Source organism: Streptomyces sp. NPDC006879, assembly GCF_042869595.1.
In the GTDB taxonomy this organism is placed as follows: Bacteria; Actinomycetota; Actinomycetes; order Streptomycetales; family Streptomycetaceae; genus Streptomyces.
In genome coordinates this window covers 172,382-184,152 of record NZ_JBIAGC010000005.1, presented here as the reverse complement: position 1 = coordinate 184,152, position 11,771 = coordinate 172,382, and the positions used below count along the sequence as shown (strand labels likewise).

9 protein-coding genes, 2 tRNA genes and 2 pseudogenes are annotated in these 11,771 nt (G+C 70.7%); 11 read left to right on the top strand and 2 right to left on the bottom strand.

The window, feature by feature from the left end:
• Nucleotides 1-2 precede the first annotated feature (2 nt).
• From ACFYMC_RS06400 to ACFYMC_RS06370, 7 genes and pseudogenes are all read left to right on the top strand, one after another.
• Complete coding sequence (locus tag ACFYMC_RS06400) at nt 3-716, top strand: phosphonatase-like hydrolase (protein ID WP_388519821.1); 714 nt, start codon at nt 3-5, stop codon at nt 714-716.
• Nucleotides 713-1,502, top strand: a pseudogene (locus ACFYMC_RS06395) (ABC transporter ATP-binding protein); the annotation flags it as partial. The gene ACFYMC_RS06400 and the pseudogene ACFYMC_RS06395, both read left to right, overlap by 4 nt.
• Nucleotides 1,503-1,504: 2 nt before the next feature.
• Nucleotides 1,505-1,759: pseudogene (locus ACFYMC_RS06390) on the top strand (2-aminoethylphosphonate ABC transporter substrate-binding protein); the annotation flags it as partial.
• Nucleotides 1,760-1,945: 186 nt separating this feature from the next.
• Nucleotides 1,946-3,490, top strand: a complete 1,545-nt coding sequence (locus tag ACFYMC_RS06385; RefSeq protein ID WP_388519645.1) for an alkaline phosphatase family protein — start codon at nt 1,946-1,948, stop codon at nt 3,488-3,490.
• A 156-nt stretch (nt 3,491-3,646) separates the two neighbouring features.
• Nucleotides 3,647-4,426 (top strand): HAD-IIA family hydrolase, encoded by a 780-nt coding sequence (locus ACFYMC_RS06380; protein WP_388519643.1) that lies wholly within the window; start codon nt 3,647-3,649, stop codon nt 4,424-4,426.
• A gap of 116 nt (nt 4,427-4,542) precedes the next feature.
• Nucleotides 4,543-5,130 carry a hypothetical protein gene (locus ACFYMC_RS06375; protein WP_388519641.1) on the top strand — a complete coding sequence of 196 codons (588 nt, stop codon included), beginning with the start codon at nt 4,543-4,545 and terminating at the stop codon, nt 5,128-5,130.
• On the top strand, nt 5,127-5,795 hold the full coding sequence (locus ACFYMC_RS06370; protein WP_388519639.1) for a class F sortase: 669 nt from the start codon (nt 5,127-5,129) through the stop codon (nt 5,793-5,795). The genes ACFYMC_RS06375 and ACFYMC_RS06370 overlap by 4 nt, the downstream gene beginning before the upstream one ends.
• A gap of 67 nt (nt 5,796-5,862) precedes the next feature.
• Here the strand turns inward: ACFYMC_RS06370 and ACFYMC_RS06365 are convergent.
• Nucleotides 5,863-5,936: transfer RNA gene (locus tag ACFYMC_RS06365), tRNA-Lys, on the bottom strand.
• Nucleotides 5,937-6,135: 199 nt separating this feature from the next.
• Here ACFYMC_RS06365 and ACFYMC_RS06360 point away from each other — a divergent pair.
• From ACFYMC_RS06360 to ACFYMC_RS06345, 4 genes are all read left to right on the top strand, one after another.
• A complete protein-coding gene (locus tag ACFYMC_RS06360; RefSeq protein ID WP_388519637.1) occupies nt 6,136-7,542 on the top strand; it encodes a peptidoglycan-binding protein in 1,407 nt (468 codons plus the stop codon).
• A gap of 11 nt (nt 7,543-7,553) precedes the next feature.
• Complete coding sequence (locus tag ACFYMC_RS06355) at nt 7,554-9,371, top strand: SPFH domain-containing protein (RefSeq protein WP_388519634.1); 1,818 nt, start codon at nt 7,554-7,556, stop codon at nt 9,369-9,371.
• Nucleotides 9,372-9,560: 189 nt separating this feature from the next.
• Nucleotides 9,561-10,163, top strand: a complete 603-nt coding sequence (locus ACFYMC_RS06350) for a lytic polysaccharide monooxygenase (RefSeq protein WP_388519632.1) — start codon at nt 9,561-9,563, stop codon at nt 10,161-10,163.
• A 262-nt stretch (nt 10,164-10,425) separates the two neighbouring features.
• Nucleotides 10,426-10,499 (top strand) — tRNA-Lys (locus ACFYMC_RS06345).
• A 206-nt stretch (nt 10,500-10,705) separates the two neighbouring features.
• On the opposite strand, the gene ACFYMC_RS06340 is transcribed toward ACFYMC_RS06345, so the two are convergent.
• A complete protein-coding gene (locus ACFYMC_RS06340; RefSeq protein WP_388519629.1) occupies nt 10,706-11,464 on the bottom strand; it encodes an IclR family transcriptional regulator in 759 nt (252 codons plus the stop codon).
• Nucleotides 11,465-11,771: the final 307 nt, after the last annotated feature.

The window sequence follows — 11,771 nt, the reverse complement described above, 5'->3', positions numbered from 1 at the left end:
TCATGGGTCAGAACGACACCGCACACCACAAGCGCCTGGTCGTGCTCGACATGGCCGGAACGACCGTGGCTGACGGCGGCCTCGTGGAGAGGGCCTTCCTCAGGGCCGCCGACCAGCTCGGTATCGAGCCCACCCCAGCTGATCGCGCCGCCCAACTCCAATACGTGCGCGACACCATGGGTGAGTCCAAGATCTCCGTCTTCCGGCACCTCTTCGGCACGCCCGAGCTCGCCCAGCAGGCCAACACGGCCTTCGAGCAGGCCTACGGGGAAATGGTCGACGGCGGGCTGGTCGCCGCGCTCCCCGGCGCTCGTGAGGCCATCGAGGAACTCCGTTCGCAGGGCCGCACCGTGGTCCTGACCACGGGCTTCGCCCGAGTGACGCAGGACGCGATCCTCGGGGCCCTCGGTTGGTCCGACCTGGCGGACCTCACGCTGTGCCCGGCCGACGCGGGCGGTCGGGGCCGCCCCTTCCCCGACATGGTGCTCGCCGCCTTCCTGAGGACCGGCGCGGTCGAGGACGTCCGTGATGTCGCCGTCGCCGGGGACACGGCCTACGACATGCTCAGCGGTGTCCGTGCCGGCGCGGGCGTCGTCGCCGGCGTGCTGACCGGTGCCCACCAGCGGGCGATGCTCGAAGAAGCCGGCGCCACCCGTGTGCTCGCCTCCGTCGCCGAACTGCCCGCACTGCTGGCAGAGGTGGAGGCCGGGGCATGACCGGCCGGTTGGGCGAGCCCCCGCGCGGCGGGACCCGCTTCGAATGGGTCTCGGTCGCCTACCAAGGCGTCACGGTACTGGATCGCCTTGACCTGACCGTCGAAGCCGGCGAGGTCATGGCGCTGCTCGGGCCCTCCGGTTCGGGCAAGACCACTGCGCTGCGGGCGGTGGCGTGCTTCGTCCGGCCGGTTGGCGGAAGGGTGCTGATCGGTGGGCGTGACGTCACCGTGCTGCCGCCGCACCGGCGCGGCTTGGGGTGATCGTCCAGCAGTACGCGCTCTTCCCGCACCTGCGCGTCGCCGAGAACGTGGCCTTCGGCCTGCGGGCCCACAGGACGCCCCGCCGGGAGATCCCGGCCCGGGTCGAGGAGGCGCTGGGCTTGCCCGGCATGGCCGGCTACACCGCGCGCTATCCGTGTGAGCTCTCGGGGGGCCAGCAGCAGCGGGTGGCGATCGCGCGTGCGCTGGACATCCGCCCGGGCGTGCTACTGCTGGACGAGCCGCTTTCGGCACGGGACGCCCAGCTCCGTTCCGGGATGCTCAACGAACTCGCCAGATTGCACCGGGAGCTACCCGAGGTGTCCATCCTCTACGTGACGCACGACCAGATGGAGGCGCTCACCCTCGCGGACCGGATCGCCGTGATGGACCGGGCCTGGCTCCAGGATTGCAGACCCCCCAAGGCCTCTACCGCAGTCCCGGGAGCTGGTTCACCGCCTCGTTCGTCGGCAGCGCGAACCTGCTGCCGGTCAGTGTCGGTGCCCGCGGCACCGCGTCCTTCGCGGGCCGTTGATCAGCAAGGCCCCGCACGAGGAGAACGGCAAGAAGCTCCTGGACTTCCTGCTCAGTGATCGGGCGTAGACCCTGGTGAGCGAGGTCGGTGGTGGGTTTCCGGCCCGCGCGGACGTCAAGCCCACCGATGCCAATGCCGTCGAACTCGGCGAACTGATGCGGGGCGTGGAGGTCTTCGAGCCGGACTGGAAGCAGATCGACGAGAACCTCAGCGCCCACGTGGACGCGTGGAAGTCGGCCACCGGCAGTTGAGCGGCAGCGGATCGGTAACCCCGCGTCCACCCGTTGCCGTCAGGCTCTCCACCACACCGAAAAGTGACACCTGGATAACGGGTCTGGTCCAAATGGGCCGGACCTGAATTCGCAGCCCGCTCCCTGCGGGCCGCGAACCTTGCTCGTGTGCTGCCCCGTTCCCGCTCTCTGCTCTCGGAGGAGTACGTGTCGACTGTCCCGCCAGGTCGCCGCAGCCGCATCATCGGCGTGGCCGCCACCGCCGGCGCCTTCGCGCTGGCCGCCACCGCTCTCGCTCAGGCCGCCCCCGCGGCCAGCACTCCCTCCGTTCAACCAGTTCTGACCAACAAGGTGTTGGTCATCGGTCTGGACGGAGTCGTGCTGGACCGCGTGTTGCAGGCCGACGCCCCTCACCTACAAGGCCTGATGGCCCAGGGCCTGACCGCACGTAGCACCCTCTACGCCCAGCCGATGGCCGCCACCTCCTCCGGGCCGGGCTGGTCGACGATCGCCACCGGTGTCTGGCCCGACAAGCACGGAGTGCGTGACAACTCCTTCGTCGGCAAGAACTACTCGGCCCACCCCGACTTCCTTACCCGCATCGAGAACGTCGCTCCGGACCTGAACACCTATGCGGCGGCCGACTGGGAGCCCATCACCTCCACCGACCAGAACGGGCCGATCTTCTCCTCTCAGGTCGACAAGCGGCTCAGCCTCAAGGGCGACCGTGACGGCTACCGCAACGAGGACCCGAAGGTCGCCGCGGCGGCGGCCACCGAACTGCGCGAGCAGGACCCGGACGCCGCCTTCGTCTACCTCGGCGAGGTGGACGCCGCCGGCCACTCCAGGGGCGCTGACAGCCGCCAGTACCTGGAGGCCATCACGCGGGTGGACGCGCTGGTGGGCCAGCTGCTGACGGCGGTGGCCGCCCGCCCGACCTATGCCCAGGAGAGCTGGAAGGTCCTGGTCGGAACCGACCACGGGCACACCGGCCGCGGTGGTCACGGCGGTTCCTCGATCGCCGAACGCGGCACCTTCGTGATCGCCAAGGGAGCCGGTATCGCGCCCGGTTCGGTCCGCCAGGACGTCCGCCTGGTCGACATCGCCGCTGAAGCACTGCACCACCTGGGCGTCCCCACGGACGGCATCGACGGCATCGCGTTGGACGCGCCGGACGACGACCCGTTCGACAGCCTGCGCCCGCAATTGCAGCCCCGCGTCGACGAGGGTGGCATCGGGTCCGGGGTGAAGGGATTCACGCACACCCCGCCGGTCGGCTGGTCAGTGGACAACTCCAAGATGGGCACCGGCGGTGTCAGCGAATGGCGTGGGTGGGCCTTCACCACGGACGAGTTCTGGAGCCAGGCCCAGCGCGACCAGTGGCGTGAGCTCAACGTCCGTTCCCGTGACGTGTTCGCCGTCGCGGACTCCGACGAGTGGGATGACAAGAGCCACCTCGGTACCTTCGACTCCACTCTGACCACCCCTGCCTGGCCGGTAGCCGGCAGCAGCACGAAGACGCTGCGTTACCGGACCCACTACCGACAGGAGTCCGGGCAGAGCGCCCAGGTCTTGGTCTCCTTCGACGGAGCGGCTGCGACCGTGTTGAAGGACTACGCCTCCGACGCAGTCGCCACCTCGGAGGCCCTCAGCTTCCAAGTCCCGCCCGGCGCACAGAACGTGCAGGTCCACTTCCGCTACCGAGGAGACAACAACTGGTACTGGACGGTGGACGATGTGACCCTCCAGTGACCCCCGCCGGCCCCTGCGCCCATCACCGCAGGGGCCGGCACACGCCGCTGATCGTCCGGGCCGTGGACGCCCTCCACGTCCACGGCCCGTCCGGGCTAGGGTGGTAGAGACCGCAGACCACCGAGGTCAGAGGCACCGCAGAGCGGAGAAACATCAGTGGCAGAGCGCAAGCCGATCGAATCCTGGCTCACCGACATGGACGGGGTCCTCATCCACGAGGGAACCCCCATCCCGGGCGCCGAACTCTTCATCAAGCGGCTGCGTGAATCCGGCAGGCCCTTCCTGGTCCTGACGAACAACTCGATCTACACGCCCCGCGACCTGCACGCCCGACTGTTGCGGATGGGCTTGGACGTGCCGGTCGAGAACATCTGGACCTCGGCCCTGGCCACTGCCAAGTTCCTCGACGACCAGCGGCCCGGCGGCACCGCCTACGTGATCGGCGAGGCGGGGCTGACCACTGCGCTCCACGACATCGGCTACGTGCTCACTGACCACGAGCCCGACTACGTGGTTCTGGGGGAGACCCGCACATACAGCTTCGAGGCGCTCACCAAGGCCATCCGCCTGATCAACGCCGGGGCCCGTTTCATCTGCACCAACCCGGACGAGACCGGCCCCTCGGTGGAGGGCCCGCTGCCGGCCACTGGTGCGGTCGCCGCGTTGATCACGAAGGCGACGGGTAAGGAGCCCTACTTCGCGGGCAAGCCGAACCCGCTGATGATGCGAACGGGGCTGAACGCGATCGGCGCGCACTCCGAGACCAGCGCCATGATCGGCGACCGGATGGACACCGACGTACTGGCCGGACTGGAGGCGGGCATGGAGACCTTCTTGGTGCTGACCGGCCTGACGACCCCGGCGGACATCGACAAGTACCCGTTCCGCCCCTCCCAGACGGTGGACTCGATCGCGGACCTCATCGACCGCATCTGAGTCGGCCCGTCCCCCTGTCGCGGGGAGACGTGCACCCGATCGGATCACAAAGCGGGGTCCTGGGATGCGCGGGCGGGGCGGGCGCGTGAACCTCTAGACGTACCAGGAGGTTCACGATGCGCTCTGCACTGCTCGCTCTCCGTGTCGCCGCCGCCGCCACCGTGTTGGCTGCCGCGCCCATGGTCACCGCCACCGACGCCTTCGCCGGCGAGGAAGAAGGCCGGGGGTCGGTGACCGTCACCCCGTCGAAGGTCGCACCGGGAGCGCAGGTCGAGCTGCGCGTCACCGGCTGCGAGGGCAAGACCGGCTACGGCAAGTCCACGGTCTTCGTCTCCGAGGCCCATCTCTCGGGTCGGGACGGCCGGGGCAACCCGCTCTACGGCGAGGCCATGATCCGCTCCAACGCGCAGCCGGGATGGCACACCGTCCATGTGACCTGCGACGGGAAGGGCACCCAGGCCACCGGCTCGGTCGAGGTCGTCCACCATGGCGACCGGCCCGCCCCGCATCCCTCGCCGATTTCCCCGATCCATGCGGGTGGCGGTGGTATGTCCTCCCAGCTGGCCGCCAGTTCGCCGGCCCGGTCCGGTGACGAGGGGCCCGGGCTCTCGCACGCCGTGGTCGGCGGACTGCTCGCCGCCGCGGCGAGCCTGGCGGTCGCGGGCCGGGCGCTGAGGGTGCGCCGCCGCCGCAGCGGCGGGTGAGCGCCGAGGAGCCCCGCACCTCGGCGCGCGGACGGTTGGTCGCAGGGGTCGCGTGGGCGGTCCTGCTGCTCGGCCTGTGGCTCTGGGGCCGGGAGATCACCGAGGTGCCGAGCAGCGGCTCCGGTTCCGCCTCGTTGTTCGCCCTGGGCCTGCCGGCGGCTCGTGGTCCGCTGCCGGGGGTGCCACCGCAGCGCGTGGACATCCCCTCGATAGGCGTGCAGGCGCCGGTGGTCAGCCGCGGTCTGGATGTGGATGGCGCGATCGATCCGCCGCCGTACGAACAGCCGGGAACGGTCGGTTGGTACGGGGCGGGGGTCCAGCCGGGTGCGGCGGGCGCCGCGCTGCTGGTGGGGCACGTGGACACGCAGTCCAAACCGGCCGTCTTCTACGGCCTGAGCTCGGCGAAGCGGGGCGATCGGGTCCGAGTGGTGCGGGCGGACGGCAGCATCGCCGAGTTCACCGTGGAGGACGTCTCGGTGCACGAGCGGGACCGTTTCGACGCCGCCCGGGTGTACGGGCCGCGGGTGCCGGGCCGGGCGGAGCTGCGGTTGGTGACCTGTGGGGGGACCTATGACCGGGCGGCGAAGTCGTACACGGCCAATGTGGTGGTCTCGGCCTATCTGACGGGTGTGAGCAGTGCGGGCGCTGCCGCTGCCGGTGTCTGAGCCCGGGGCGTCGAGCGCCGGAGCACGAAGAAGGCCCTCGCTTACGCGAGGGCCTTCTTCTCGTCTGTGCGCCGCCAGGGACTCGAACCCCGGACCCGCTGATTAAGAGTCAGCTGCTCTAACCAACTGAGCTAGCGGCGCCTGCTGACGAAGAAAACTCTACCCCACCACTCGGGGTGCTGTTGACCAGCCCTTCTCCGGCCATCCCACCTCTGGAACAAGCCACGCCGGTTTTGTCTGATTAGCGGTAGTTCGGGTGTGAGGGATGCATGATGTCCCTGCCGTCAGATCTGACGCCCTGACAGATGTGAGATGTCACCTCACGGGGAGCGGACCACGCATGACTATGCCGGTGTTCGAAGAGTTCGAGCCTGCGCGCGACTGCGCCTGTCGCGGATGCGCACAACAGCGCCGGGACCTGGCCCGGGCCGTGTCGGCGCGTGACGGAGGTCACCCCGCCGCGCACGGTGCGCGCCGTGCCATGGTGTTCGTCACCGCGGCCGGAGCGGTCCTGGGAGGCAGCAACGACCTGGCCGCGGCGCTCGCCCTGGAAAGGGCGACCCCCGTCCCGGTCGCGGAGCCCGGCCCGGAAGCGCAGCCTTCGACCCCACAAGGCAAGAAGGGCCCGCTGCACGGCCCGGCGGGCACTCCGGCGCCCCCACCCGACACCGAGCCGCCCCCTCAGATCGGCGCGTCCCCGGAAGCAGTGCCGGCGATCAAGGCCATCGACCGGGCGACGATCATCAACCGGGCCAAACTCTGGCTCAATGCGAAGGTCCCGTACAGCATGACCAGCTACTGGCCGGACGGGTACCGCCAGGACTGCTCCGGCTACGTCTCCATGGCCTGGAACCTCGGTTCGAACGAGTGGACCGGAAGCCTGGACCGATTCGCCACCAGGATCACCAAGGAGCAGCTGCAACCCGGGGACATGCTGCTCTTCCACAACCCGGCCGACCCCAACAAGGGATCCCACGTGACCCTGTTCGGAGGCTGGACGGACCATACCCGTACCTACTACGTGGCCTACGAGCAGACCAAGCCGCACACCCGCAAGCTGGCGACCCCCTACGGGTACTGGACCAACGCCACCAAGTACCTGCCCTACCGGTTCAACGGTGTGGTCGCGGGCACCACCGGAGAGCAGCCCTCGGCCACTCCCGCCCAGCCGCCGACCGGCGGCTCCGGTGGGCAGGGTCCCGCCAGCGGTGCCGCCTTCCCTGGCGCGGGGTACTTCGGCCCCGGAGCGAACAACCAGTACGTCACCCAGCTCCGTCAGATGCTGCTCGCCCGCGGCGGGGGCCGGTTCTACCAGTCGGATCCCGGACCCGAATGGAGCGAGGCCGACCGGCTGGCGACCCAGGCCTTCCAGCGGGCGCAGGGCTGGACCGGGACTGACGCCGACGGGCTCCCCGGCCCCGAGACCTGGCGGCTGCTGGTGGAGCGACAGGGCAAGGACATTCCCCCGTCGGCCACCACTTCCGTTCGCGGCGGAGCGGCCACACCCATCCCCGCCTTCCCGGGCCGGGGTGTCTTCCGCCGGGGTACGTCACACCCCGCGATCCAGGTGCTCGCCCGGCAGCTGGTGAAAAAGGGCTTCGGTAAGCACTACCCCTCGACGCCGGGTCCCTACTGGGACGAGACGGACCGCCGGAACGTCGAGGCGTTCCAGCGCGCACAAGGCTGGCGCGGCGCAGCCGCGGACGGCTACCCGGGTCCGGAGACGTGGCGACGGCTGTTCGCCTGACGGAGGCAAGGATGAAACCCCACCACCCCCCTCACTCCCCGACCACGACGGCCACGGGCGTCATGACCCGGCTGCCCGTCGAGGACGACGACACACAAGAACTGCCGCGCATCACCGCGGTGGGCCCGCACGGGCCCACCGTCGCCGGCACGGCCCTGGCTCAGGCGCTCGCCGGCCGCCCGGCGCCGGCGCTGGCCCCCGCGGCCCCCACCGTCACCGGCCTGGGCACCCTGCACCTGCCGCCGAGAGGGGAAGCCGGACCGGGCGACCCGAAGCCGGGAACCGCGGACCCGCGCGCGGGGGCGCAGGGGTCTCCGCTACTGCCCGGGGCGGACCGCTGCGCCCCACCTCGGGGCGAGGTGTCCCTGCCGGCACCGGCCCTGCCACATGGTTCCGGCCAGGAGGGGGTCTGCCCCGGACCGCCCGCAGACGCGACGGTACTGATCGGGACCGCGCCGGCGATCACCGACGAGGCCCCGGCGGCGGTCGACCGGCCACCGGTATCGGTGCAGGGCGTGGCCTCGGTCCTCCCTCATCCGGCGTCCGCTGGGGCGAAGGAGCGGGCCGACCAGAGCGCGGCAGCGCAGCCGACCGGCCCCGGCGACCTCCTGCCCGCGGCCCGGGACGGTGCCCCGCCGCTGGCCGACCGGTCCGACAACGGGCTCCTGCCGGTAGCCGGTTCCGGTGGCGTCCCGACCGCCGGTGTACGAACCCCGCTGCCCCCGGGTCCCCGACCCGCCGGGGTGCCCGGACCCCAGAGCGTGCCTACATCCGGCCCCGGGCGCGGCCCCGCCGAGATCCCGGCGGGCCTGTTGCAGCGGGCGCAGGCAGTAGCCCCGGCAGGGTCGGTGCGCCCCCCGTCCGGGCCCCGGAGCCCCGCACCGCCCGCCGCCCCGACCGTCCGACAGCGCCCCGCGCCCCCGGTCGACCCCGCCTTGAGTGAGCGCCCAGGGCCGGCGCTCCCCGGCTGGATCGCGATCGTGCTCGGCGTATGTGCGTTGGTCGTCTGCGGCGTGGTGGTGTGGCGTTCCGGAGTCCTGCCGGAGCGAGTGCTGCACCCTCTCGGCCTGGCGCCGCGCCCCCATCGCGGGATCGGCGCCCAGGACTGGCCGGTCCTCGCGCTGGGCGCGGCCTTTGCGGTGTTCGCCTTCGGAGGGCTCGGCCGCGGCAGGGTGGGCCATGCCTGGGTGTTGACCCTGTTCGGCCGGTACCGCGGCAGTGTCCGCCGCACCGGCTTGGTGTGGGTGAGCCCGCTGCTGCTGCGCCGACGCGTCGATGTCCGCCTTCGGCATTGGCGCAGTGAGCCGATGCCCGCCGTGGACGCCAACGGCGTCGCCCTACAGGTGGTCGTTCACGTGGTGTGGCGGATCAAGGACACGGCCCGGGCCGCCCTCGCCGTCGAGGATCACCGGACGTACCTGGCCGAGCAGGTGGAATCGGCGATGGCCCGGGTCCTGTCGCGGCTTCCCGCGGACGCGTTCCACGAGGACGCCCCCACACTGCGCAATGCCGAGGCGGTCGGGGACGCCCTCACCCGGATGCTGTGCGCGGAGGCCGAACCGGTGGGCGTCCAGGTGTTCTCGGCCCAGCCGACCCGGATCGAGTACGCCCCCGAGGTCGCTGCGGCCATGCAGCGCCGGCGCGTGGCCGCCCTGGACGCCAAGCACCGAGACAGCGTGCTGACCGCGGTGGTCGACGCGGTCGACGACACCGTGCAGCGGTTGACCTCGCGAGGACTGGTGGAACTCGACGACTACGAGCGTCGGGCCTTGGTCAAGGACCTCACGGTCGCCTTCTATACGGGGCGTGCAGAGGCCGCGACGCGCTGACGGTCACCTCGACGGAGTCGACGGACGGTGGGCCCTGCCCACCGTCCGTTCGCACATTGGTCTGGACATGGCCAATTGCCGTCAATAACCTGGGACTTGGTCTAGACCTGATCTCTTGACGGCGTTCACCCGACGCCGGGCTCTCGCGCGCGCACTGACCCCAGGACTCCCCCCACCAAGGAGCGCACCATGCGTACTTCGCGTCACCGCCTCGGCGCGGCCGTAGTCGGCCTCGGCCTCGTCGCCGGCGCATCCCTACTCGGCTCCTCCACTGCCAGCAGCCATGGCTACACGGACAGCCCGATCAGCCGCCAGAAGCTCTGCGCAAACCGGACGGTCTCCAACTGCGGACCCATCATGTGGGAGCCGCAGAGCGTGGAGGGGTACAAGGGCTTCCCCGCAGCCGGCCCGGCCGACGGGAAGATCTGCTCCGGCGGCCTGAGTCAGTTCGCACAGCTCGACGACCCCCGTGGAGGCGCCTGGCCCGCCACCGCCGTCACCAGTGGCCAGAGCTACAGCTTCCGCTGGCAGTTCACCGCCAACCACTCCACCACCGACTTCAAGTACTACATCACCCGTGACGGCTGGGACCCCACGAAGCCGCTGACCAGGGCTGACCTGGAGTCGCAGCCCTTCATGACGGTCGCCTACAACGGCGCCCGCCCGTCCATGACGACCGTCCACCAGGGCACCATGCCCGCCGGCAAGACCGGCCGGCACCTGATCCTCTCCGTGTGGACGGTCAACGACACCCCGATGGCCTTCTACGCCTGCTCGGACGTTCGCTTCTGAGCGCCCGACCGGGGGGCGGCGGAGCCCCCACCTCCTTGTCCGGCGAGGTCCGGGAACGGATGCGACCCCTTCTGGACCGACGGCGGTCGGGCCCTGTCCGCCCTGCCGCCGTCGGGCTCCGGAACCGGAACCCGCCCCGTCGGGGCCCACTCGTGGACTCCTGCCGCGGGTGGGCCCCAGGGCGTGTCGGGACCCTTTCGTCCCGGCCGGGTGGTGGTCACGAGCACACCACCGGACCAGGTACTATTTTCTCTGTCAGCAGGCGCCGCTAGCTCAGTTGGTTAGAGTAGCTGACTCTTAATCAGCGGGTCCGGGGTTCGAGTCCCTGGCGGCGCACAGACACCACGGAAGCCCTCGCGAAAGCGGGGGCTTCCGTCATGTCAGGTGCCGCCGTCGTCGAACATGACGCTCGACGACCAGGGCGGGAGCTGAGTGGGGGCGATCACCCCTGGCGAGCCCGGGCACGCCGGCCACGGCGGGGCCCCGCCTCCAACCCACCAGCCGGTGCGGGCCGAGCATGCGCACCGCCCCCGAAGCGGCCCTCAGATCGCGAGGGAGAGCAGAACCGGTGCGGCCTTGCGGTTCAGCGTGTCCGCGGCGGCGCGCAGGCGGTGGGCGTGCTCGATCGGGAGGGAGAGCGCGAGGCAGCCGACCGCGGCGCCGGCCGTGATCGGGACGGCGGCACAGACCGTACCGAGGGCGTACTCCTGGAGGTCGAGTACGGGAACGGTCGCCGGCTGGGCGTCCAGTTTGGAGAACAGGACGCGCTCGCTGGTGATCGTGCGGGAGGTGAGCCGTGCGGTCTTGTGTCGCGAGAGGTGGTCGCGGCGTCCGTTCAGGTCCAGTTGGGTGAGCAGGCACTTGCCCACGGCGCTGGCGTGTGCGGCAGACCTGAAGTCGACCCACTCGTGCACCTTGGGGGTGCGGGGGCCGTCGGCGCACTGGGTGATCCTCACTTCACCGTCGACGTAGCGGCTGATGTAGACCGCTGCGCCGACCGAGTCGCGCAGACGGTCCAAGGTGTCCTGGAGCTTGGCCTGGAGTGCCTGCTGGCGGTCCAGGCCGGAGCCGAGCAACACCAGGGAGTCGCCTATCGCGTAGGCGCCGTCGGACACCTGCACCACGTATCCCTCGCGGCGCAGCATGATCAGCAATGGGGTCAGATGGGCGAGCGGCAGGCCGGTCTCGCGGGTGATCTGGGCGTCGGTGACGCCGCCGGTATACCGCGAGATCGCCTCCAGCACGCGCAGGGCGTACTGCACCGAGTGGAACGGCGCGGTCGGCTCGGGCTTCAGCGCCACGGTCTCTCCCTAGCCAGGTTGTCACCGCTTGCGCTTACCACGATAGCCATCAAGGAGCTTGGTGGGGGCGGCTGTTATGGAGATTGGTGGCGTGAATCATGCCCCTGTCCAGGGGGCAGGCCAGGGGCATATGCCGTTGTCACGGGCTGGGCGCCCGATGGCATCGCATTCGCGCCATTCGTCGAGGTGCTCGAGAGTCTGGCCACTGGTGGCGCGGTGGGGCGCGGGGGGTCGGTGAATCACGCTTCGGGGGTGAAGGGGCGTGGAATCGAGATTGGCTGGTTCCTTTAACAATGGGCGCCCGGGG